Genomic DNA, 21,764 nt, shown 5'->3' on the forward strand with positions numbered 1-21,764 from the left:
CTTATCCTCATTTCAATATTAAGCCTGCAACTAAAGGACTGACAATAACATAGCAAATTCCTGTGATACCAATTGCTAGTCCAGCCATGGCGCCTTGAACTTGGCCATATTTTAAGGCTTGTCCAGTTCCTATAGCATGCCCAGTTCCTCCTAGCGCGAGCCCTATAGCAACAGGATCTTCTATCCTTAATAATTTTAGAAAAATAGGACCCAAAACGCTTGTTAAGATGCCTGTAATAACAACTACGACCAGAGTGATAGTAGCTAATCCACCTGCTTTACTTGTAATTCCAACGGCCATAGCTGTAGTTACGGACTTTGGGAAAAGTGAGATTACTAAGAAATATTTCATACCAAAAAACTTAGCAACTATTGCGGTAAAAACTGTGTTGATAACAGAAGCTAAGATGATGCTAATGCTAATACTTTTAATGTGATGCTTCATTAAATGAAAGGTTCTATAGAGAGGAATAGCCAATACAACCGTTGAAGGCGTAATTAACATCGTTAGAAATGAACCGCCATTGTAGTAATCTTTATAGGAGATATGTGTTAATTTTAAAAAAGCAATTAATAAAATAGTCGCCAAAAGAAGTGGAGTTGTTGCAGGGGAAGGATATTTTCTAAAAATCCTTATGCCAATGTAATACGCCCATACGGTTAACATAATACCAAAGATAGGGTTATTCGTTAAAGTTGCCATTTTTACCTCCAATTTCTGGATAATCTCCTTCATATCTCTTTTTGATCCATTGGGATACCAGTCCAATAGTTAGAATATTGAGAAATAGCGCTCCTAAGATAATGATAGCTATCCCAAAAAGATAGGGCTTTATGTCTTGAAAGTGCTCCATCAGTCCAACTGCTGGTGGTAAAAATAAAATGGTCATATTTGCTAATAGAAAATTCCCCACGGCATCAATATGCCTGAGCCTGATGATTTTGTATTTTAACGCTAGGAATAGTAATATTAATCCAATAATACTACCTGGTACAGGTAAGTTGAATATAGTAGATAGAACCTCACCAGCGAATGAAAAGGTTAAAATAACCATTAATTGAACGTATAATTTCATGAAAAACTCCTTCCATTATAGTCTACTACTCTGAAAGTAATTTTCAAGGCTATGAAACGTTTACATAAAAACAAATTAAAAAGACCGAGATCCTTCTCAATCTTTTTAATTTATTTTTGTAAGCTATTTTTATCAAGAGTAACTGATTAAATAGTATATTAATCAAGGGAAGTGATTTGATATCGTCTCGTTTTATACGGACTTGACTTGGCAGTTATTTGATGGTAGATTAAGAACCATTTTTCATTACGGCGCCAAATACTAGTATGTCGTTTACCTTCCAATTCATAAGACACAAGTTTTGTTTTTTGACTAATTGATTTTACATTGAAATATTTAAAGTTGCTTGCCAATGAATGATTTGTAGCATTAGTAAGCATGTCAGAAGTGATAATATTTCCCTTTTCATTAATCATATAAAAGTCAGGGCTAATAAAGGTCTCATAACCGGGAATTTTTGCTAGGATGATTTTTTCATTTTTGTATAATTTTTGGTAAACATTATCGAAAATTTCGTCTTCTGGAATAGAAGCGGGTTCTACATGAATATCTATGTCATATACAGAAAATTTATCACTGAGTAGTTTTTCCACTCTTTCGGTAATGGCATGACTTTCAAAGACTGAGAGATCAGGGTTCATTTCGAGAACAATATCAAGGTAAATATTACTACCGTAAGTACGTCCACGTTGAGATTTTACAGCGGATATTTTAGGAATTGTTAATATAGCTTTTTCGTATTGTTTTAATTGATAATCATCGAAACCATCCGATAAGCTGAAAGCAGATTCTATAAAAATATCATAAGCTGTTTTAAGAATAAAATAAGTAATAATGATAGCAGCTAAACGATCAATAATAGGAAAATTTAGAGAAGCCGCAATGATAGCAATAGATGTGCCGATAGATGTCACAGCATCAGAAAGGTTATCTTTAGAAGCTGCAACCAGAGCGCTAGACTTTACTCTTTGAGATAATTGTTTATTATAGAAATAAACGCCAAGCATAACAAGAGCAGATATAGCACCTACTATAGCACCTAGAGGATCAATGTTAGTATCAGTATTATTAATAATCTTAGTGACAGTTTGAATAAAAACTTGAATACCTACAACAAACATGATAAAAGAGGTGATCAGGCTTGCTAAATCTTCAATTTTCCAGTGACCAAAACGATGGTTTGAGTCGGCTGGTTGACTAGCCAAGTGTAAACCAATTAAGAGTGCTACATTTCCTAAGATATCAGATAAGTTATTAAATCCATCTGCTACAAGTGAAGTAGCATCAAACCAATAACCTGTAGCTAATTTAGCGACTGCCAGTGTTATATAGGCAATGATACTAATAATAGGCCCTCTTTTTGCAAGTTGTAAGTTTTCAGTAGAAGTTGCCATTTCCTAATTTCCTTTCATCTACACATTATATCACTTAGGAGCAGACTATAAAACTAGTAAGTTCAAGGCTTAGTGATATTTTTAGTCTCTGAAAAATATTTCTGTGTTTCTTTAACAATAATTGGTGACAAAACTAGGAGAGCTATTAGATTTGGTAAAGCCATTAAACCATTAACGATATCAGCGATAACCCAAATAAGATCGAGCTGTAAGAAACCACCTAAGCCAACCATAATGACAAAAATAATACGATAAGCGTTAATAAATTTAGTCCCAAATAGATATTCAAAGCAACGCTCTCCGTAGTAGCTCCATCCTAAAATAGTAGTAAAAGCAAATAAGACAAGGCAGAAGGTTAGAGCAAAACTACCTAGTGAGCCAAATACGGTATTAAAAGATGCTTGTGTTAATGGAGCACCCTGTAAATCAAATTCTAGCCATTTTCCTGTAACTAAAATTGCAATCCCTGTCAAAGTACAAATAACAATAGTGTCAATGAAGGTTCCTGTCATTGAAATAAGCCCTTGTTCAACAGGTTCTTTTGTTTTAGCTGCTGCTGCAGCTATTGGAGCAGAACCCAATCCAGATTCATTTGAGAAAACTCCTCTAGCAATTCCCTTTTGAATTGCTTCTTTAACGATAGCTCCAGAAAAACCACCAATGGCTGCTGTCCCAGAAAAAGCACCGCTAAAGATGAGTTGGAAAGTATGTGGAATCTTATTGTAATTAACTGCAATAATAATCAGTGTTGCTAAAATATAGCTTATAGCCATAAAAGGCACTATTTTTTCTGAAACTTTTGAAATAGATTTTATACCTCCAAATATAATAAATAATACTATAACAGCAAGAATGAGGCTGGTAAATCTAGTTGATATTTTGAAAGTATGCTCAAGAGAAGAGGCAATTGCATTGACTTGAGTGAATGTCCCTATTCCTAAAAGAGCTACTAAGATACCTGCTGCAGAAAAAAAGACTGCTAATGGTTTCCATTTTTGTCCCATTCCATTGACAATGTAGTACATTGGTCCTCCAGAAATTTCTCCATTAGTATCTTTTGTGCGATATTTGATAGCTAATAATCCTTCTGCGTATTTTGTTGCCATTCCAAAAAAGGCGGCTACCCACATCCAAAACAAAGCTCCTGGTCCTCCAGATTTAATAGCCGTAGCCACACCAACGATATTACCTGTCCCTACCGTTGCAGCAAGAGCAGTTGCAAGAGCAGCATAACTTGAAATATCCCCTTGTCCGTTATCTTCTCGGAAAATCAATTTGAAAGCTCTAGAAAGTTGTCTCAATTGAACAAAACCTAAGCGAAATGATAGGTAAATACCTGTTCCGACTAATAAAGCAAGTAAAGGTGGACCCCAAACGAAGCTATTGATATGAGTAAAAAGTGTTAGCATATGTTCTCCTTTGATACATGACATACCTATGGATTCTGTAATGAAACGAAAAAAGTTATCTCTAAAAGAGATAACTTCTGAAAGATGCTAGCTAAAAAGCGCACAAATAAAGGTAGTAGTAAACTTAATAAGCTTACTACTCATTATTAATATTGGCTTTTAGCTTCTGTCCTTTTGCCTGAGAGATTGGAGGAGTTGTTTTACTCTTCTTGCCCCTTCGGCGCCTAGAGCACATCTTGGTGTCAATACAAAGATGTTGCTACTTATAGGTCTCTCCAGAAGTCCGTCTGTCAATCAGTCCTGTCTTAAGACACCTGAGAGTGTAATTCCTTCGGCGAAAGTCTAACTTTCTTCTCCTGAATGACGTCATTCGGTATATTTTATTATGTTAACTATCATAATGAAAAAGCATAGTTTTGTCAATATAGTTTCAAAAAAGTCTTGTTTTCTAAAATGTCTTATGCTATAATTCTTTCAGCGTAGGTTTTTAAACTCATCCCGTGAGGTGAGAAAAACATCAGGAAAAAATAAAGCCTATGACTATATTGCTATAGAAAGTGGGCTTTTTTGTATGCCCAAGAGGACTAGTTTAGATATGACTTTAAATGCTAAAGGTGAAAGTAATCAAATTCTAGTAGATAAGGAGGTACATTCTACTAACTTATTACTAGATATCGATGAAAAACCAGAATTATTTCAAGGTTTGTTGTTAAGTTTTCAACATGTTTTTGCCATGTTTGGAGCTACGATATTAGTTCCGCTTATTTTAGGGATGCCTGTATCAGTGGCTTTATTTGCTTCTGGTTGCGGAACGCTCATTTATCAAGTTGCGACAAAATTTAAAGTCCCTGTTTACCTAGGCTCATCATTTGCTTATATTACAGCTATGGCATTAGCCATGAAACAAATGCATGGCGATATTTCGGCTGCTCAAACAGGTATTCTTTTTGTAGGTCTAATCTATGTCGTTGTGGCGACGGTTATTAAGTTCGTAGGAAATTCATGGGTTGATAAGATTTTGCCACCAATAATCATTGGACCTATGATTATTGTTATTGGTTTAGGTTTGGCAAACTCTGCTGTAACTAATGCAGGTTTTGTCGCTAAAGGTGATTGGCGTAAAATGCTAGTTGCTGTTGTTACATTCTTGATTGCAGCTTTTATCAATACTAAAGGGAAAGGTTTTATCAAGATTATTCCATTTTTATTTGCAATTATTGGAGGTTATATTTTATCAATCATTCTTGGCTTGGTAGATTTATCTCCAGTTGAAAAAGCTGACTGGTTTGAATTACCAAAATTCTATTTACCGTTTAAGACAGGTTTATTTCACAGTTATAAACTTTACTTTGGACCAGAAATGCTTGCAATTCTTCCAATCTCAATTGTAACGATTGCTGAAAATATCGGTGATCATACAGTTTTAGGTCAGATTTGTGGGCGTAACTTTCTAAAAAAACCAGGTTTAAATCGTCTTTTAATTGGAGATGGTTTAGCAACCGCATTTTCTGCTCTTATAGGAGGGCCAGCTGAAACTACTTATGGTGAAAATACAGGTGTTATTGGCATGACGCGTATAGCTTCTGTAACGGTTATTCGTAATGCAGCTTTTATTGCAATCGCTTTTTCATTCTTTGGTAAATTTACAGCTTTGATCTCTACAATTCCTAGTGCAGTACTTGGTGGAATGGCTATATTACTTTATGGTGTTATTGCAAGTAATGGATTAAAAGTGTTGATTGAAAATCGTGTCAATTTTGCTGAGGTTCGTAATCTGATTATTGCCAGTTCCATGTTAGTTTTAGGCCTCGGTGGAGCAGTCCTTGATCTAGGTGCTCTAACTTTATCAGGAACAGCATTAAGTGCTATAGTGGGTATTATATTAAATTTAATATTGCCAAAAGAAAGCATGAAATCATAACAAAAGAGCTCAGAGTATCTGAGCTCTTTTGTTATGATAGATCAGTTAAAAACTTTAAAATAAAAACGTTTACAGTTATGGTTTCCTTATTTTCTGCTATAATGGTCATAGAAAAAGTGAGGTTATAGTAGAATGAAATTCAATTTAGAACAAGTAAAAGTATTTGAGAATTACGAAATTGAAAACTGGGAAGAAGGTCAAGTTACCTTAACAACGAAGGTCGTTGACTCTTCGCTCAACTATTATGGTAATGCTCATGGTGGTTATTTGTTTACACTGTGTGATCAAGTCAGTGGTTTAGTTGCTATTTCAACAGGATATGAAGCGGTAACTCTACAATCAAATATCAACTATTTGAGGGCAGGCCGATTAGATGATCTGCTTACTGTCATCGGTACTTGTGTTCATAATGGTCGTACTACAAAAGTCGTTGATGTTCACATTAAAAATCAGAAAGACGAAATGGTTACAACTGCTATTTTTACAATGTTTGTAACTGGAGAGAGAAAAGAGAAGTAAAAAAGGTAGGAGTTAGACAGCGTCTGTTTAACTCCTTTTTCTATTGGGAAAAAGATGAAAAAATGATATACTAGAGAGGCAATTTTGACAAAATTAGGAGTAGAAATGAATCCTTTAATAATTGGAATGAATGATAAACAAGCAGAAGCGGTACAAACGACAGACGGACCGCTTTTGATTATGGCAGGAGCTGGCTCTGGAAAAACACGTGTTCTGACTCATCGTATTGCTTATTTAATAGATGAAAAATATGTTAATCCTTGGAATATTTTAGCGATTACTTTTACTAATAAAGCAGCGCGTGAAATGCGTGAACGTGCTATCGCCTTGAATCCAGCTACCCAAGATACTTTGATTGCAACTTTTCATAGTATGTGTGTTCGTATTTTACGTCGTGAAGCTGATTATATTGGATATAATCGTAACTTTACAATCGTTGATCCAGGTGAGCAGCGTACTTTAATGAAGCGAATCATTAAGCAATTAAATTTGGACACAAAAAAGTGGAATGAACGTTCAATTTTAGGTACAATCTCTAATGCTAAAAATGACCTTCTTGATGAAATTGCATATGAGAAGCAAGCCGGAGATATGTATACACAGGTAATTGCTAAATGCTATAAAGCTTATCAAGAGGAATTACGTAGAAGTGAGGCCATGGATTTCGATGACTTGATTATGATGACACTTCGATTATTTGATCAGAATAAAGATGTTTTGGCCTATTACCAACAGAGGTATCAATATATCCATGTAGACGAGTATCAAGATACTAACCACGCTCAATACCAATTAGTTAAGTTATTAGCTTCGCGTTTCAAAAATATTTGTGTTGTTGGTGATGCCGATCAATCCATTTATGGATGGCGTGGAGCTGATATGCAAAATATTCTTGATTTTGAAAAGGACTATCCGCAAGCCAAAGTTGTATTATTAGAAGAAAATTATCGATCAACTAAGAAAATACTTCAAGCTGCTAATAATGTGATCAATCATAATAAAAATCGCCGTCCTAAAAAATTATGGACTCAAAATGATGAAGGTGAGCAAATTGTATATCATAGAGCTAACAACGAGCAAGAAGAAGCCGTTTTTGTAGCGTCAACTATTGATAACATCGTTCGAGAACAAGGAAAAAATTTCAAAGATTTTGCCGTTCTTTATCGTACGAATGCGCAATCTCGTACTATTGAGGAAGCACTTTTAAAATCCAATATTCCATATACAATGGTTGGTGGAACAAAATTCTATAGTCGTAAAGAAATTCGAGATGTTATTGCTTATCTCAATATCCTTGCAAATACTTCTGATAATATTTCTTTTGAGCGGATTGTAAATGAACCTAAAAGAGGGGTGGGGCCAGGAACTTTAGAAAAAATACGGTCATTTGCCTATGAACAGAACATGTCTCTTCTTGATTCCTCTTCAAATGTCATGATATCGCCCTTAAAAGGGAAGGCTGCTCAAGCTGTTTGGGATTTAGCTAATCTGATTTTGACTCTACGTAGTAAGCTAGATAGTTTAACTGTAACGGAGATTACAGAAAACCTACTGGATAAGACAGGATATCTAGAAGCACTTCAAGTTCAAAATACATTAGAAAGTCAAGCGCGTATTGAAAATATTGAAGAATTCTTATCAGTGACTAAAAATTTTGACGATAACCCAGAGATTACAGTAGAGGGTGAAACTGGTTTAGATCGTCTATCGCGTTTTTTAAATGATTTAGCTTTAATAGCAGATACTGATGATAGCGCCACTGAAACGGCTGAAGTCACTTTAATGACATTACATGCTGCCAAGGGTCTAGAATTTCCAGTTGTTTTCTTAATCGGTATGGAAGAAGGAGTATTTCCTTTATCGCGTGCAATAGAGGATGCTGATGAATTAGAAGAAGAGCGTCGTTTAGCTTATGTCGGGATTACGAGAGCAGAACAAATACTTTTCCTTACCAATGCTAATACCCGTACTTTATTTGGTAAAACTAGTTATAATAGACCAACCCGTTTTATACGTGAGATTGATGATGAACTGATACAATACCAAGGGTTAGCTCGACCAGTTAATTCTTCATTTGGTGTGAAATATTCAAAAGAACAGCCTACACAATTTGGTCAAGGAATGAGTCTTCAACAAGCGCTTCAGGCACGTAAAAGTAATTCACAACCTCAAGTAACTGCCCAACTCCAGGCTCTTAACACGAACAATAGCCATGAGACATCATGGGAGATTGGTGATGTTGCAACTCATAAAAAATGGGGGGACGGTACGGTGCTTGAAGTTTCAGGTAGCGGAAAGACTCAAGAGTTAAAAATAAATTTTCCAGGTATTGGGTTAAAGAAATTATTAGCGAGTGTCGCTCCTATTAGCAAAAAGGAAAACTAACTTTCTTCTATTATATACTTAAATAATCAGAGACTAAGAATTGTATTCTTAGTCTTTTTGCATAATTTGAATAGAAAAAATAAGTTATCATCTGGTTTTTACTTGCTAAGAAGGTTGATATTAAAGCGTTTTTTAAAAGTGACCATACTATTTTAAAAAAGAAGCGTTTCTCTTGCATTCTTTTCTAAAAAGAGTATAATAATAATATCAATTAAATATCAAGTGGTCACTTAAAAATAAAAGCATTTACCAAGCTTTTTACTTGGCAGTCACTCTATAAAGTTGTATAATATTAGTATAGTTAACAACTTAATTAATTGCCGAGTGGTCACTTAAGAAACTCTTGTTATTTAGTTAAGAACAAAATAAGTTTGTACACTGAGATGTACTTAGGAAGAAAGGTATTTATCATGGGTTTAATTTGGTCATTAATCGTTGGTGCTATTATTGGTGCTATTGCAGGAGCAATCACTAACAAGGGTGGTTCAATGGGTTGGATAGCTAACATCTTAGCTGGTTTAGTTGGTTCATTTGTTGGTCAAAGTTTACTAGGAACATGGGGGCCTAAGTTAGCAGATATGGCTTTGATTCCTTCAATCGTAGGTGCGATTATCGTTATCATTGTTACTTCATTTGTATTAGGCAAAAAATCATAACTACATAACTAGTGGAATGATTAGTCAAGAAAGAGAAGGTATTTATCATGAGTTTAATTTGGTCATTAATCGTAGGTGCGATTATCGGTGCTATTGCAGGGGCTGTTACTAACAAAGGTGGCTCAATGGGTTGGATAGCTAACATCTTAGCTGGTTTAGTTGGTTCATTTGTTGGTCAAAGTTTACTAGGAACATGGGGGCCTAAGTTAGCAGATATGGCTTTGATTCCTTCAATCGTAGGTGCGATTATTGTTGTCATTGTTACTTCATTTGTACTAGGTAAAATGAATAACTAGAAAAGGAGTTACCTATGTCAAAAGGACTAAAAAGTTTATATACTTTACTAGGTCTAATCTCCCTTACCCTACTAGGATTTGTAGCTGTTATCAGTAAACAACACATTTATCTACCATCTTTTAATTGGTTAGATTGGGATTTTAATTTGCCATCACCGATTGACGTTGGTATGTATCATTATTTCTTCTGGGGAGCATTAGTGCTGTTTGTAATCGTTTTACTGGCTATATTGGTAGTTCTGTTTTATCCAAGACGATACACAGAGTATAAACTGGCTGATAAAACTGGTAAATTGATGTTAAAAAAATCTGCAATAGAGGGATTTGTTAAAACAGAAGTATTAAAAACTGGTTTGATAAAATCTCCTAGCGTGACAGCTCATTTATATAAGAAAAAAGTAAAAGTTGATGTTAAAGGGCTTTTAACTTCTCGTACAAATGTACCAGAACAACTTGAACATATTCAAAGTGATGTTGAACTTGGCTTAAAAGAATTCTTTGGGTTGGAAAAGAAAATGAACACTAGAGTATTTGTTAAGCAAGTTGAAGAAGAAAATGTTGGGAATGCTAAGACGAATAAAAGTCGTGTAGAATAGGAGTCTAATATGTCAGAATTCGTGAGGAAATACAGATATCCACTAGGAGGTGCAGTTATTGGGCTCGTTTTAGCTGCAATGATTGTAACCATTGGATTCTTTAAAACAATTCTTGCTCTTGTTATCATTGTGCTGGGTGCTTATGCTGGGCTTTATGTGCAAAGAACAGGTATGCTTGACCAATTCTTTAATAAGAGAAAATAAAATTTTTCGTTTATATTTATTCTACATTATTTAAATAAAAGAAAGAGGAACTATTATGACTGAAACTTACATCAAAAACACAACTAACAATTCTGGCACGACAGCTGTTCGTGGAGAATTAACTTTCGAAGATAAAGTGATTGAAAAAATTGTTGGAATTGCGATTGAGCATGTAGATGGTCTTTTGGCTGTAAATGGTGGTTTTTTCTCAAATTTAAAAAATAGCGTTGTAAATTCTGATTCAGTTACAGATGGCGTAAATGTTGAAGTGGGTAAAAAGCAAGTTGCTGTTGATTTGGATATTGTTGCTGAATACCAAAAACATGTTCCAACTATCTTTGCCGATATCAAAAAAGTTGTTGAAGCTGAAGTGAAACGTATGACAGACCTTGAAGTGGTTGAAGTTAATGTTAATGTTGTTGATATTAAAACTCGTGCTCAACATGAAGAAGATTCAGTAACTCTTCAAGATCGTGTAACAAGTGCAGCACAAGCAACAGGTGAATTTGCTTCGAATCAAGTTTCAAACGTTAAAAGTGCCGTAGGTAACGGTGTTGATAAAGTGGAAGACATGAAGTCTGAGCCACGTGTACAATAATTGATTTAAGTATAGTTTAAAGTATTGTTATTAGTAGGAGGCTATTATGTCTGAAGAAAAATTTGATGCAAAAGTTGATAAGGTTTCTGGTTCAGTAAAAGAATCTGTTGGGAAACTTACTGGCGATAAAGAAGTTGAATCTGAAGGTAAAGTCGATAAATTGAAAGGTCATGCAAAAGAAAAACTTGCTGACATTAAAGATACCATTAAGGGTGCTTCAGAGAGCTTTAAGAAAAAGGACTAGAAGGTTTGAGGTCATTTATTTATGGAAAATCAAAAACAAGATATTAAAACTTCAGTAACTTATGAAGAAAAGGTAATTGCTAAAATTGTTGGACATGCTTTAGAATCAGTAGACGGACTCTTGGCTGTGAGTGGAGGTTTCTTCTCTAATCTAAAAAATAGCGTTGTAAATTCTGACTCAGTAACTGATGGTGTAAATGTTGAAGTTGGTACTAAAGAAGTTGCAGTTGATTTAGACATCGTTGTTGAATACGGCAAGGATATCCCAGCTATCGTTGAAAGCATTAAAGCGATTGTCAGTCAAAACGTTGAAGTGATGACCCACCTTAAAGTTGTTGAATTGAACGCAAATGTCGTAGATGTTAAGACTAAAGCTGAACATGAAGCTGACTCAGTGACAGTACAAGATCGTGTATCTGATGCAGCACAAGCAACAGGAAACTTTGCTTCTGAACAAGCTGGCAAAGCTAAAGCAGCAATTTCCTCTGGAGCAGAGAAAACAAAAGAAGCAGTATCAAATGGTACTGAGGCTGCAAAAGAAAAAATCTCAGAAGCTCGTACTAGTGAATCTTAATTCAGTAAACTACTTTTTATGATAAGACACTCGGAGCTGGGAGACCAGCTCCTTTTATATGATATTTACTAAAGACATTAGATATTAACAAAAAAGATATATTTGCAATATTTTGCTAATTGTGGTTTAATATGTATGTTTTTATTAGGATAAGGAGGGGTGGATGGTTTCTGAACAATCTGAAATTGTAACATCTAAATATCAAAAAATAGCAGTAGCGGTTGCACAAAGAATCGCAAATGGAGATTATGAAGTTGGAGAGAAGTTGAAATCTAGAACAACTATTGCTTCAACATTCAACGTATCACCAGAAACAGCACGTAAGGGTCTTAATATTTTAGCAGATTTACAGATTTTAACTTTAAAGCATGGCAGTGGAGCCATTATTCTTTCTAAAGAAAAAGCAATTGAATTCTTAAACCAATATGAAACCTCTCATTCAGTTGCTATTTTGAAAGGTAAAATCCGTGATAATATTAAGGCTCAGCAACAAGAAATGGAAGAGTTAGCTACTTTAGTTGATGATTTTTTGCTTCAAACACGTGCGGTTAGTAAACAATACCCATTAGCACCATATGAAATTATTGTCAGTGAAGATTCTGAACACCTTGGTAAGTCAATAGGAGAATTAAATGTATGGCATCAAACTGGTGCGACTATTGTGGCTATTGAACACGAAGGGAAATTTATTGTTTCTCCGGGGCCTTTCTCAGTTATAGAGCAAGGAGATCATATCTTTTTTGTTGGTGATGAAGATGTTTATGCACGTATGAAAACCTATTTTAACTTAAGGATGGGACTTTGAGAGAATGGATTTTGTCTTTGATATAGATGGAACTCTTTGTTTTGATGGTATGAGTCTATCTAAAGAAATACAAGGAATACTAGAGAGCCCAGATTGATTATGGTCATAGAGTCACTTTTGCTACGGCGCGATCTTATAGAGACACTATAGGTATCCTTGGCGACAAGCTATCTTTATCAAAAATTATTGGTTTAAATGGTGCGACTTTACATGAAAATGGTCACTTAGTGGATAGTTACTATTTACAAAGTGACTTTTTTAGTACTATTATTTCATATTGTCATCGCTATCAGATTCCATATTTTGTTGATGAGGTCTTTAATTACGCTACTTATCAGGCTTCTAAAATTCCCTTTATTGCTTATGTTGATCCTCAAAAAAGGGGAGAGCTTCTAGAAGTTTCTAAAATTGAGAAACCGATAAAAATGGTGTTGTATTTTGGTGATCAGCTGGGAAGGGCAGACCAAATGTTAGCGAAATTAAATCGTTTTGGACTTAGTAGTCACTTTTTCCACGAATTTGAAAAATGTTTGTACATAAATCCCATTGCAGTTGACAAGGGAAAAGCCACTAAGAAATTATTTGGGAATCGTTTTATAGCTTTTGGCAATGATAAAAATGATATTTCTATGTTTGATGCTGCGCATTATAGTGTTCAAGTAGGGGATTTTGATGAACTGACTCCTTACGCTAATTTACGTGTATCAAGAGAATCTGTACATGAAGGAATTACAACGCTTTTTGAAAAATACAAGGGGATTACGTAATGGATTTATTCCTAAGTTTAGAAAGGAAATTTAAAGCTGCAAGTGACAAAGAAGTTTCTAAGCAACAGGAGGCTTATTTACGCCATCATTTTAAGTGCTATGGTATTAAATCACCTGAGCGACGTATGCTCTACAAAGAGCTTATAAAGGCCGCTAAAAGACAAGCAAAAATTGATTGGCAATTGCTTGATAAATGTTGGCAAAGTGACTATCGTGAATATCATCATTTTGTACTTGATTATCTATTAGCTATGAGTCAATTTATTACCTATAATGATTGCTCTAGACTAGAGTTTTACGCTCGTCATCAACAGTGGTGGGATAGTATTGATGTTCTGACTAAGGTTTTTGGGAACTTATCCTTAAAAGATGACAAGGTTATGAATTTACTGTCAGAATGGTCACTTGATCAAGATTTTTGGATGAGGCGACTAGCTATTGAGCATCAACTAGGATTTAAAGAAAAAACAAATACTGATATTTTGTCACTTTTTATTTTAAGAAATACAGGAAGTCAAGAATTTTTTATCAATAAGGCGATTGGCTGGGCGCTTAGGGATTATTCAAAATATAATAAAGTATGGGTAAAGGACTTTATCAGTAATCATTATGATGAGTTGTCGACTTTGAGCATACGCGAAGGAAGTAAGTACCTCTAATTATCAGTTCAATTATTCGAAAAAGAAGAAGCTTCATAGTAAAATAAAGGTAATTGATAAGGAGGTAAACTTATGACAACATTTCTTGGAAATCCTGTTACTTTTACAGGAAAACAGCTACAAGTTGGGGATATTGCAAAAGATTTTTTACTAATAGCTACAGACTTATCTCAAAAATCTTTAAAAGATTTTGAAGGGAAAAAGAAAGTTATTAGCGTTGTTCCTTCTATTGATACAGGTATTTGTTCAAAACAAACACGTACTTTTAATGAGGAATTATCAGAGCTAGATAACACAGTGGTTATTACTGTTTCTATGGACCTTCCATTTGCTCAGAAGCGTTGGTGCAGCGCTGAAGGCCTTGATAACGTGATTTTATTATCAGATTTTTATGATCATTCGTTTGGTCAAGAGTACGCTCTTTTGATGAATGAGTGGCATTTGTTAACGCGTGCAGTTCTTATTTTGGATGAGCATAATAAGGTGACTTACACCGAATACGTTGACAATGTTAATTCAGATGTTGACTACGAAGCGGCGATTAATGCTGCAAAGATATTACCATAAATAATAAGGCTGGAAAATCTTCCAGCCTTATTATTTATATAGACAGTGAGAACAATTAGAGATGAAATGTTGTCATTATTCATCTTTTTCAATATCAACATTGTTTTTAAATATTAGATACATAACTCCATTGTAAGCTACACCGGACATAATACTAGACAAAATAACTTTTAAAGAAAATAGTGATACAATCAGCGGAGTGTTATTGTTAGTTGTTAAACCCAAGATAAGCCACTGGATGACAGTATAAAATATCCCGATTTTGATAAATTTTTGTTTGTTTTTCTTTATTGCTACTGGATAGTCATTTTTTGAGACTTCTAGTGGCGTTATTAAATCATGACTGTTGAGATAAGAGGGAATAACAATTAGAAAAATACAAAAATATAGAAAGAATGTTAAAGCTAGGAGAGTATATGCAGTCTCTGTGGGATATTTACTTACCGTGAACCAGGCGATGATAGAGGATAAAATGTGATAGAGACTAGTGGTTGCAAATAATAGATTTCCAAGGTAATTGATTTTTTGTTCTCTGTATTCATCGAATGGGCCATTAATACCATATAGGGATTTTATTAATTTTATCCCCAAATTTTTCTTTTCTTTCATAATATTCTCCTATCCTTGAACTATTTAATAAAGTTTGAGATTGAAATAATAACACGACCTAACCTCCCGAGTTTTCATAGATTTAGAGAGTCTAATCTGTTATAGATGTCTACTATCCCAAAAAAGAGTATTGAGGTCTGTTTGTAGGCATTCCGCTAGTCTTATACAAAGATCTAGCGAAGGATTGTATTTATTATTTTCAATAAGGTTTATTGTTTGTCTGGCGACACCAACTGATTTTGCTAAAGCTAATTGAGATATGCTAGCTTTAATTCTGTATTCTCTAAGACGATTCACGATTATTAGCTCCTTTAGTAAAGAATTTAAGAAGAATGTCATATATAGATGACATTTTAAGTATATATCATTTTTCGAAGAGTGTCAATTATATGTGACAAATAAATATAAAAAACTTGTTTCCAGTCAAAATGGAAACAAGTTTAATGATTTTAATCAGTATAAGATAATGAGAGATTAACCCTATCGGTTATAACTATTTTTCTAAATAGCTATAGTTGTATTTAGAGTCAGTATTTTCGCAAGCAAATTGTTTGTTTGGATAACAAGCTGCTTGTGGTTTATTACCCAAAAATTCAGTTGAATCTTCTTCAGTATAGATGTTAGGCTGATTTTCAAGTGATCCTGAAGCGCCTGAGTGATAATCCCAATCAACAGGTCTTGCATCATAAGAAATTACGGGAGCGTTCTCTTTAGAATAAGGTGTTTCTGAAAGGTAAACAGTATATTCTTGTTCAGCTGTTTTTTTTCATATTTTGAATAAAATATCTTTCTCCTGATTTTGTAGTTGGGATAAGATTTTCTTCAAAGAGTCTGTTATAGACATTGGAAACAGTTGCCAATGTCTATAACCCGTTAATGTGTGGTTAAATAGCGCTTTTTCAGTTTTGGCATCAACCATTTTAATCGAAATGGTTGATTCTGTACGTGCTAAACTATCTCCATCTCTAGAAACATAATATCTTTCGAAAAAGATATCAGTCTCGGCTTTATTAGATAGGTTTAGTGTGGGTCTATTGTTTTCGATTTGATAGTTAATCAATTCTTCATTTACATCGTAGTTGTAAAGTTTTTTGGTGACTTGAAGATTTTGTTGAACATCTGTACTAATTCTGTATTGGAATTGATAGCCTTGCTTAGTTAATTTACTCCTTAAAAAGGCACTGTAAGCTGAGTTATATAGTTCCTTATCGGTAATGCTATCACCGGTATGTCGAATTCCAAGGTCGATTTCAGCAAAATCAATAGTTTTAAAATCCTCTAAAGTTTTACCTGTAGTTTTATCAACGAACTGTACATAATGTAAAACTGAAATAGGTGTACCCCATTCTACTTTATGGAGCTTTGGAGTTATTGAATTTACCGTACAAGTTACTGGAACGTCAATCCAAAATTTGTTTGGACCGTCTTTAGGTACAGTAACACCGTCGTTATCAATTGCTATTTCTTCTGTCTTGCCATCATCTAATTGACGCTTCAGATAAGCACTTTCCTTAAACTCGATGTTGCTGTATTGAACGTTTTTACTTTCTCCTCCAACACTAGAGTTTAAATTTCGAGCAATATAATCTAGAATTTCTTCTTTACTTAAAGTTTGTCCCATCTTTACATTGACTTCGATATAATGCGGTAAAATGCTATTTCCGTTTTGATCAGTACCTGTAACATTTACAATAATGTGAGGATTTGGGTTTTCTACGTATTGGCGGTCACTAGGACCAGTAATAGCGTGGGCTTTTTCAGTGTAATAAAGACTCATCGATAGTACGAGCGTGCAAACTCCAATCGATAGTATACGTTTAAATGTTTTCCTAGACATTCATAAATCCTTTCGTTTTAAACAATAAATTGTTTAGTTATCCTAAAATAAAGCGGTGAATGATAGGAATTAATCTCTACGACACTAAGTTATACTGATATAAAAATCAATAAATATAGAAATGTATATATTAATTTAAAATCTATATTTATTTTATATTACCATAAAAAAGCGACAAATAATATAATAATTCGGAAAAATATTTAAATATACAAATGAAAACCTTTACTGAGATCAATCATTTTATAATTATTATGTAGTAAAATTAAATGTTTTAGATTATGTCATTTTTACAAATAATAGGTTTTATTAAAATGTATAAAATTACAAACTTTTATATAATTATTTTACTATTTTAATTGAAGGAGTTGTGATATTATGTTATGATTAATGTAGTTTATCATAAGGAGTTTTTATCATGAAAAAGTTTTTAAAAGTTTTTTTAACTGTACTAGTACTGATTCTAATTGTAGGTGCAGGCGGTCTCTATTTCTGGAATAATCATCAGTCACTAGAGGGGAAATGGCGTACAGTTTCTTTAGAGAAGCAAGTTGAGAAAGAAATAGAACAACAACTTGGAAGTCAGGCAGCGGATATGGGGATTAGTGCAGCTGATTTGGTTAAGGGCGCTAATATGCATATGAACGTCAAAAACGATGAGGCAAAGATAACAGTCACTGCTCAAATTGATGAGGTAAAATTCCATCAAGCTATAAAAACTTTTATTGATAAAGCTCTTGAAAAACAATTAAAAGATCAAGGTTTGACTTACAATGATTTAAGTGAAGCAGGTAAAAAGATTTTTGATGAAACAAAAATCACTGACAAACAAATTGACCAACAAATTGATAGAAGTTTCCAAAGTGCTGCACAAGCTGCCGGAGGAAAATATAATACTAATACTGGTGAAATGACATTGCCAGTTATGGATGGTAAAGTACATCGCTTAACAAGTGTTATTAAAGTATCGCACATCAATAAAAAGGCAAATGCGTTCTATGGTAATATTGTGAAAAATGGTGAAAAAACAGCCTATAAAAAAGAGGGCTCAAAATTGATTTTAGGTAATGAAAAATCATATCCATTTATGAAAGTAACTAAATAATTGTGAATTAGTAATGAAAGAGGATCAGAACATATTCTGGTCCTCTTTCAGTTTTCCTGCCACGTTTTAAAGCTTGTGATATAATAGTCAATGTGAGGAGGACTATCATGTTATTTAAGGAAAAAATTCCTGGACTAATATTATGCTTTATTATTGCTATACCATCTTGGTTGCTTGGGCTTTATCTCCCTTTAATAGGAGCACCAGTCTTTGCTATCTTGATTGGAATAATTGTTGGATCCTTTTATCAAAATCGACAATTGTTTAATAAGGGTATTGCTTTTACGTCTAAATATATTTTACAAACAGCAGTTGTCTTATTGGGTTTTGGACTAAACCTCATGCAAGTGATGAAAGTTGGTATATCATCGTTACCCATCATTATTATGACGATTTCCATTTCATTGATTATTGCTTATGTTTTGCAAAAGTTATTTAAGTTAGATAAAACGATTGCTACTTTAATAGGTGTTGGTTCATCTATTTGTGGTGGATCCGCAATTGCAGCGACTGCACCAGTTATTAATGCTAAAGATGATGAAGTAGCACAAGCTATTTCGGTTATTTTTTTATTCAATATCTTAGCGGCTTTAATTTTTCCAACGCTGGGGAATTTTATTGGTCTCTCTGATCACGGTTTTGCATTATTTGCAGGGACTGCTGTCAATGATACCTCGTCAGTTACAGCAACTGCTACTGCATGGGATGCTATCAATCACAGCAATACTTTGGGCGGAGCTACTATTGTTAAATTGACACGAACATTAGCCATCATTCCAATTACGATTGTATTATCTATTTATCATATGAAACAAACGCAGAAAGAACAATCTGTAAGTGTTACTAAGATATTTCCGAAGTTTGTGCTTTATTTTATCTTAGCTTCTTTGCTAACAACGATAGTTGCTTCATTAGGTTTTTCGTTACGTATCTTTGAGCCACTTAAGGTTTTATCTAAATTTTTTATTGTTATGGCAATGGGGGCAATTGGTATAAATACTAATGTCAGCAAACTAATTAAAACTGGAGGAAAATCAATTCTTTTAGGTGCAGCGTGTTGGTTAGGCATTATTATAGTTAGTTTAACAATGCAAGCTATCCTTGGAACTTGGTGATCTTGTCTAAAGCTAAATATTTGTAATCGATTTCATAAATGTTATAATGAGGATATCAAAAGGAGGGAACATTATGGCATATAAAACAATTTATCCGTACACTAACGAAGTATTGCATGAATTCGATAATATCAGTGACAGTGATCTCGAACAGTCATTAGACATAGCGCATGCCCTCTACAAGACATGGCGCAAAGAAGATAATGTTGAAGAACGCCAAAATCAATTGCATAAAGTAGCAGATTTATTACGTAAGGACCGTGATAAGTACGCTGAAGTTATGACTAAAGATATGGGAAAACTTTTCACTGAAGCACAAGGAGAAGTGGACTTGTGTGCAGACATAGCTGACTATTATGCTGATAATGGGCAAAAGTTTTTAAAACCTGTTCCGTTAGAAAGTCCAAATGGAGAGGCTTACTATTTGAAACAAGCTGTCGGTGTTTTACTTGCTGTCGAGCCATGGAATTTCCCATTTTATCAGATTATGCGTGTATTTGCCCCTAACTTTATAGTGGGTAATACTATGCTTTTAAAACATGCTTCTATTTGTCCTGCATCAGCTCAAGCATTTGAGGATTTAGTCCGAGAAGCAGGAGCTCCAGAAGGAGCGTTTAAAAATATTTTTGCTTCGTATGATCAAGTTTCAAACCTTATATCAGATCCTCGTGTTGCAGGTGTGTGTTTAACTGGTTCTGAGCGTGGTGGGGCATCAATAGCAGCTGAGGCTGGTAAAAATTTGAAAAAATCGTCTATGGAATTAGGTGGGAACGATGCTTTTCTTATTTTAGATGATGCTGATTTTGATTTACTTAGTAAAACAATATTCTTTGCGCGTTTATATAATGCAGGTCAAGTATGTACATCTTCAAAACGTTTCATTGTTATGGCTGATAAGTATGACGAATTTGTAAATATGGTAGTTGAGACCTTTAAGTCTGCTAAATGGGGTGACCCAATGGATTCGGAAACAACCTTGGCTCCACTGTCATCTGCAGGTGCAAAGGATGATGTTTTAAAACAAATTAAATTGGCGGTAGACCACGGTGCTGAGGTAGTTTTTGGAAATGACACTATAGATCATCCAGGAAACTTCGTCATGCCAACTGTTTTAACGAATATCACTAAAGCAAATCCAATCTATAATCAAGAAATTTTCGGCCCCGTAGCCTCTATCTATAAAGTGGATACTGAAGAAGAAGCTATTGCTTTAGCTAATGATTCTAGTTATGGTTTAGGAAGTACTGTTTTCTCTTCTGATCCAGAACATGCTAAAAAAGTGGCGGCTCAGATTGAAACAGGGATGACATTTATTAATTCAGGGTGGACATCATTACCGGAATTACCGTTTGGAGGTATTAAAAATTCAGGATATGGTCGTGAATTGAGCCAACTTGGATTTGATGCCTTTGTCAACGAACATTTGGTATTTACACCAAATAGTGATTAATCACTAAGTCAAACACAAGAACCAGATAATGTTATCTGGTTCTTTTTTGTTGAGGAGACAAGGAGAGGTCTTGATACAGGTGATTAAAATGAGAGGAGTATTTATTAAAGTATGCTATACTATTTTAGTATAGGAGGAAATTTTGAGTAAAAAACATATTACGCCTGTGTTTACAGGTTCACTAATTGTATCGCTTATTTTAGTCTTATTAGGAATTATTGTTCCTCGTGGTTTTCAATCTTGGACACAAATCTTGCGTGAACAGGTATCTACCAATTTCGGTTAGTTGTATTTGTTGTTAGTTACTTCAATTCTTGCTTTGTGTGTCTTTTTTATTATGAGTCCTCTTGGACAAATACGTTTAGGGCGACCTCATTCACGTCCTGAATATTTAACTGTATCATGGATAGCAATGATGTTTTCAGCAGGTATGGGGATTGGTTTGGTCTTCTACGGAGCAGCTGAACCCTTATCGCATTTTGCTATTTCGACACCTGGCGCACCTAAGGAATCGCAAACAGCATTAGCTGATGCATTTCGTTTTACATTTTTTCACTGGGGGATACATGCTTGGGCAGTATATGCATTGGTTGCTTTGGCTCTAGCTTATTTTGGATTTCGAAAGCAAGAGAAATACCTCTTGTCTGTCACTTTAAAGCCTCTTTTCGGTGATAAGACAGATGGTTGACTAGGAAAAATTGTTGATATCACCACAGTTGTTGCTACAGTTATTGGAGTTGCTACGACACTTGGATTTGGAGCTGCTCAAATCAACGGAGGGTTAAGTTTTTTATTGGGTGTTCCCAATAATGCATTTGTTCAAATTGTTATTATCCTTATTACAACAGCTTTATTTGTTATGTCAGCTTTATCAGGTTTAGGAAAAGGTGTTAAAATTTTATCGAACTTAAATTTGATTTTAGCGGTAGCCCTCTTAGCTTTAGTTATTAGACTTCCTGCGAAACAAAATATGGTACAA

24 protein-coding genes, 2 pseudogenes and 1 riboswitch are annotated in these 21,764 nt (G+C 34.4%); of the genes and pseudogenes, 18 read left to right on the plus strand and 8 right to left on the minus strand.

The window, feature by feature from the left end; all coding sequences use genetic code 11:
- Positions 1-7: 7 nt before the first annotated feature.
- From HMPREF2818_RS02900 to HMPREF2818_RS02915, 4 genes are all read right to left on the minus strand, one after another.
- Positions 8-703 carry an LrgB family protein gene (locus HMPREF2818_RS02900; protein ID WP_000224250.1) on the minus strand — a complete coding sequence of 232 codons (696 nt, stop codon included), beginning with the start codon at positions 701-703 and terminating at the stop codon, positions 8-10.
- Positions 684-1,076, minus strand: a complete 393-nt coding sequence (locus HMPREF2818_RS02905) for a CidA/LrgA family protein (protein WP_000781331.1) — start codon at positions 1,074-1,076, stop codon at positions 684-686. The genes HMPREF2818_RS02900 and HMPREF2818_RS02905 overlap by 20 nt, the downstream gene beginning before the upstream one ends.
- Before the next feature lie 158 nt (positions 1,077-1,234).
- A complete protein-coding gene (locus HMPREF2818_RS02910) occupies positions 1,235-2,470 on the minus strand; it encodes a cation diffusion facilitator family transporter (RefSeq protein WP_000235902.1) in 1,236 nt (411 codons plus the stop codon).
- Between the two features lie 62 nt (positions 2,471-2,532).
- Complete coding sequence (locus HMPREF2818_RS02915; RefSeq protein ID WP_000956723.1) at positions 2,533-3,879, minus strand: alanine/glycine:cation symporter family protein; 1,347 nt, start codon at positions 3,877-3,879, stop codon at positions 2,533-2,535.
- A 156-nt stretch (positions 3,880-4,035) separates the two neighbouring features.
- Positions 4,036-4,168: riboswitch (glycine riboswitch) on the minus strand.
- A gap of 306 nt (positions 4,169-4,474) precedes the next feature.
- On the opposite strand from HMPREF2818_RS02915, the gene HMPREF2818_RS02920 reads away from it, so the two are divergent.
- The 14 genes and pseudogenes from HMPREF2818_RS02920 to tpx all read left to right on the plus strand — a co-directional run bounded on the left by HMPREF2818_RS02920 (position 4,475) and on the right by tpx (position 14,669).
- A complete protein-coding gene (locus HMPREF2818_RS02920) occupies positions 4,475-5,800 on the plus strand; it encodes a uracil-xanthine permease family protein (protein WP_000174084.1) in 1,326 nt (441 codons plus the stop codon).
- A 132-nt stretch (positions 5,801-5,932) separates the two neighbouring features.
- A complete protein-coding gene (locus HMPREF2818_RS02925) occupies positions 5,933-6,319 on the plus strand; it encodes a PaaI family thioesterase (protein WP_000671265.1) in 387 nt (128 codons plus the stop codon).
- 105 nt (positions 6,320-6,424) lie between these two features.
- Positions 6,425-8,704 carry a DNA helicase PcrA gene (gene pcrA, locus HMPREF2818_RS02930; RefSeq protein ID WP_001068638.1) on the plus strand — a complete coding sequence of 760 codons (2,280 nt, stop codon included), beginning with the start codon at positions 6,425-6,427 and terminating at the stop codon, positions 8,702-8,704.
- Positions 8,705-9,114: 410 nt separating this feature from the next.
- Positions 9,115-9,360, plus strand: a complete 246-nt coding sequence (locus HMPREF2818_RS02935) for a GlsB/YeaQ/YmgE family stress response membrane protein (protein ID WP_000523009.1) — start codon at positions 9,115-9,117, stop codon at positions 9,358-9,360.
- A gap of 47 nt (positions 9,361-9,407) precedes the next feature.
- Positions 9,408-9,656, plus strand: a complete 249-nt coding sequence (locus HMPREF2818_RS02940; protein WP_025197226.1) for a GlsB/YeaQ/YmgE family stress response membrane protein — start codon at positions 9,408-9,410, stop codon at positions 9,654-9,656.
- A gap of 14 nt (positions 9,657-9,670) precedes the next feature.
- Positions 9,671-10,252, plus strand: coding sequence for an alkaline shock response membrane anchor protein AmaP (amaP, locus tag HMPREF2818_RS02945; RefSeq protein WP_000033482.1), 582 nt, complete (start codon positions 9,671-9,673; stop codon positions 10,250-10,252).
- Between the two features lie 9 nt (positions 10,253-10,261).
- The gene (locus HMPREF2818_RS02950) at positions 10,262-10,456 is read left to right on the plus strand and encodes a DUF2273 domain-containing protein (RefSeq protein WP_001288927.1); all 195 of its coding nucleotides are present in this window, start codon (positions 10,262-10,264) and stop codon (positions 10,454-10,456) included.
- A 55-nt stretch (positions 10,457-10,511) separates the two neighbouring features.
- The gene (locus HMPREF2818_RS02955; protein WP_000141119.1) at positions 10,512-11,054 is read left to right on the plus strand and encodes an Asp23/Gls24 family envelope stress response protein; all 543 of its coding nucleotides are present in this window, start codon (positions 10,512-10,514) and stop codon (positions 11,052-11,054) included.
- Between the two features lie 46 nt (positions 11,055-11,100).
- Positions 11,101-11,298, plus strand: a complete 198-nt coding sequence (locus HMPREF2818_RS02960) for a CsbD family protein (RefSeq protein WP_001288036.1) — start codon at positions 11,101-11,103, stop codon at positions 11,296-11,298.
- Between the two features lie 21 nt (positions 11,299-11,319).
- Positions 11,320-11,871: an Asp23/Gls24 family envelope stress response protein gene (locus HMPREF2818_RS02965; RefSeq protein ID WP_000431299.1), complete on the plus strand. Its 552-nt coding sequence runs from the start codon at positions 11,320-11,322 to the stop codon at positions 11,869-11,871.
- Positions 11,872-12,034: 163 nt separating this feature from the next.
- Positions 12,035-12,676 (plus strand): GntR family transcriptional regulator, encoded by a 642-nt coding sequence (locus tag HMPREF2818_RS02970; RefSeq protein ID WP_000253260.1) that lies wholly within the window; start codon positions 12,035-12,037, stop codon positions 12,674-12,676.
- A gap of 4 nt (positions 12,677-12,680) precedes the next feature.
- Positions 12,681-13,443, plus strand: a pseudogene (locus HMPREF2818_RS02975) (HAD-IIB family hydrolase).
- Positions 13,443-14,102, plus strand: coding sequence for a DNA alkylation repair protein (locus HMPREF2818_RS02980; RefSeq protein ID WP_000362923.1), 660 nt, complete (start codon positions 13,443-13,445; stop codon positions 14,100-14,102). The pseudogene HMPREF2818_RS02975 and the gene HMPREF2818_RS02980 overlap by 1 nt, the downstream one beginning before the upstream one ends.
- Before the next feature lie 72 nt (positions 14,103-14,174).
- Entirely contained in the window at positions 14,175-14,669 is a 495-nt protein-coding gene (gene tpx / locus HMPREF2818_RS02985) for a thiol peroxidase (protein WP_000206525.1), read from the plus strand.
- A gap of 75 nt (positions 14,670-14,744) precedes the next feature.
- On the opposite strand, the gene HMPREF2818_RS02990 is transcribed toward tpx, so the two are convergent.
- The 4 genes from HMPREF2818_RS02990 to HMPREF2818_RS03005 form a co-directional block, all read right to left on the minus strand.
- Positions 14,745-15,278, minus strand: a complete 534-nt coding sequence (locus HMPREF2818_RS02990; RefSeq protein ID WP_000660092.1) for a DUF3278 domain-containing protein — start codon at positions 15,276-15,278, stop codon at positions 14,745-14,747.
- 99 nt (positions 15,279-15,377) lie between these two features.
- A complete protein-coding gene (locus HMPREF2818_RS02995; RefSeq protein ID WP_001878345.1) occupies positions 15,378-15,617 on the minus strand; it encodes a helix-turn-helix transcriptional regulator in 240 nt (79 codons plus the stop codon).
- A gap of 162 nt (positions 15,618-15,779) precedes the next feature.
- On the minus strand, positions 15,780-15,965 hold the full coding sequence (locus tag HMPREF2818_RS10425; protein ID WP_000983108.1) for a hypothetical protein: 186 nt from the start codon (positions 15,963-15,965) through the stop codon (positions 15,780-15,782).
- A 79-nt stretch (positions 15,966-16,044) separates the two neighbouring features.
- Positions 16,045-17,055 carry a staphylokinase domain-containing protein gene (locus HMPREF2818_RS03005; RefSeq protein ID WP_000061234.1) on the minus strand — a complete coding sequence of 337 codons (1,011 nt, stop codon included), beginning with the start codon at positions 17,053-17,055 and terminating at the stop codon, positions 16,045-16,047.
- Positions 17,056-17,533: 478 nt separating this feature from the next.
- Between HMPREF2818_RS03005 and HMPREF2818_RS03010 the strand changes: the two genes are divergently transcribed.
- The 4 genes and pseudogenes from HMPREF2818_RS03010 to HMPREF2818_RS03025 form a co-directional block, all read left to right on the plus strand.
- The gene (locus tag HMPREF2818_RS03010) at positions 17,534-18,220 is read left to right on the plus strand and encodes a hypothetical protein (RefSeq protein ID WP_000714057.1); all 687 of its coding nucleotides are present in this window, start codon (positions 17,534-17,536) and stop codon (positions 18,218-18,220) included.
- A gap of 107 nt (positions 18,221-18,327) precedes the next feature.
- Positions 18,328-19,335: a YeiH family protein gene (locus HMPREF2818_RS03015; protein ID WP_000897651.1), complete on the plus strand. Its 1,008-nt coding sequence runs from the start codon at positions 18,328-18,330 to the stop codon at positions 19,333-19,335.
- A 73-nt stretch (positions 19,336-19,408) separates the two neighbouring features.
- Positions 19,409-20,785, plus strand: coding sequence for an NAD-dependent succinate-semialdehyde dehydrogenase (locus HMPREF2818_RS03020; RefSeq protein WP_000323650.1), 1,377 nt, complete (start codon positions 19,409-19,411; stop codon positions 20,783-20,785).
- 142 nt (positions 20,786-20,927) lie between these two features.
- Positions 20,928-21,764: pseudogene (locus tag HMPREF2818_RS03025) on the plus strand (BCCT family transporter); the annotation flags it as partial.

This window comes from Streptococcus sp. HMSC076H09, assembly GCF_001811765.1.
Taxonomy (GTDB): Bacteria; Bacillota; Bacilli; order Lactobacillales; family Streptococcaceae; genus Streptococcus; species Streptococcus agalactiae.

Excerpts from the sequence above, each read along its gene's own strand:
- HMPREF2818_RS02900 (WP_000224250.1), bottom strand. The coding sequence starts at position 703 with ATGGCAACTTTAACGAATAACCCTATCTTTGGTATTATGTTAACCGTA.
- HMPREF2818_RS02905 (WP_000781331.1), bottom strand. The coding sequence starts at position 1,076 with ATGAAATTATACGTTCAATTAATGGTTATTTTAACCTTTTCATTCGCT.
- HMPREF2818_RS02910 (WP_000235902.1), bottom strand. The coding sequence starts at position 2,470 with ATGGCAACTTCTACTGAAAACTTACAACTTGCAAAAAGAGGGCCTATT.
- HMPREF2818_RS02915 (WP_000956723.1), bottom strand. The coding sequence starts at position 3,879 with ATGCTAACACTTTTTACTCATATCAATAGCTTCGTTTGGGGTCCACCT.
- HMPREF2818_RS02920 (WP_000174084.1), top strand. The coding sequence starts at position 4,475 with ATGACTTTAAATGCTAAAGGTGAAAGTAATCAAATTCTAGTAGATAAG.
- HMPREF2818_RS02925 (WP_000671265.1), top strand. The coding sequence starts at position 5,933 with ATGAAATTCAATTTAGAACAAGTAAAAGTATTTGAGAATTACGAAATT.
- pcrA (WP_001068638.1), top strand. The coding sequence starts at position 6,425 with ATGAATCCTTTAATAATTGGAATGAATGATAAACAAGCAGAAGCGGTA.
- HMPREF2818_RS02935 (WP_000523009.1), top strand. The coding sequence starts at position 9,115 with ATGGGTTTAATTTGGTCATTAATCGTTGGTGCTATTATTGGTGCTATT.
- HMPREF2818_RS02940 (WP_025197226.1), top strand. The coding sequence starts at position 9,408 with ATGAGTTTAATTTGGTCATTAATCGTAGGTGCGATTATCGGTGCTATT.
- amaP (WP_000033482.1), top strand. The coding sequence starts at position 9,671 with ATGTCAAAAGGACTAAAAAGTTTATATACTTTACTAGGTCTAATCTCC.
- HMPREF2818_RS02950 (WP_001288927.1), top strand. The coding sequence starts at position 10,262 with ATGTCAGAATTCGTGAGGAAATACAGATATCCACTAGGAGGTGCAGTT.
- HMPREF2818_RS02955 (WP_000141119.1), top strand. The coding sequence starts at position 10,512 with ATGACTGAAACTTACATCAAAAACACAACTAACAATTCTGGCACGACA.
- HMPREF2818_RS02960 (WP_001288036.1), top strand. The coding sequence starts at position 11,101 with ATGTCTGAAGAAAAATTTGATGCAAAAGTTGATAAGGTTTCTGGTTCA.
- HMPREF2818_RS02965 (WP_000431299.1), top strand. The coding sequence starts at position 11,320 with ATGGAAAATCAAAAACAAGATATTAAAACTTCAGTAACTTATGAAGAA.
- HMPREF2818_RS02970 (WP_000253260.1), top strand. The coding sequence starts at position 12,035 with ATGGTTTCTGAACAATCTGAAATTGTAACATCTAAATATCAAAAAATA.
- HMPREF2818_RS02980 (WP_000362923.1), top strand. The coding sequence starts at position 13,443 with ATGGATTTATTCCTAAGTTTAGAAAGGAAATTTAAAGCTGCAAGTGAC.
- tpx (WP_000206525.1), top strand. The coding sequence starts at position 14,175 with ATGACAACATTTCTTGGAAATCCTGTTACTTTTACAGGAAAACAGCTA.
- HMPREF2818_RS02990 (WP_000660092.1), bottom strand. The coding sequence starts at position 15,278 with ATGAAAGAAAAGAAAAATTTGGGGATAAAATTAATAAAATCCCTATAT.
- HMPREF2818_RS02995 (WP_001878345.1), bottom strand. The coding sequence starts at position 15,617 with ATGACATTCTTCTTAAATTCTTTACTAAAGGAGCTAATAATCGTGAAT.
- HMPREF2818_RS10425 (WP_000983108.1), bottom strand. The coding sequence starts at position 15,965 with ATGATGCAAGACCTGTTGATTGGGATTATCACTCAGGCGCTTCAGGAT.
- HMPREF2818_RS03005 (WP_000061234.1), bottom strand. The coding sequence starts at position 17,055 with ATGAGTCTTTATTACACTGAAAAAGCCCACGCTATTACTGGTCCTAGT.
- HMPREF2818_RS03010 (WP_000714057.1), top strand. The coding sequence starts at position 17,534 with ATGAAAAAGTTTTTAAAAGTTTTTTTAACTGTACTAGTACTGATTCTA.
- HMPREF2818_RS03015 (WP_000897651.1), top strand. The coding sequence starts at position 18,328 with ATGTTATTTAAGGAAAAAATTCCTGGACTAATATTATGCTTTATTATT.
- HMPREF2818_RS03020 (WP_000323650.1), top strand. The coding sequence starts at position 19,409 with ATGGCATATAAAACAATTTATCCGTACACTAACGAAGTATTGCATGAA.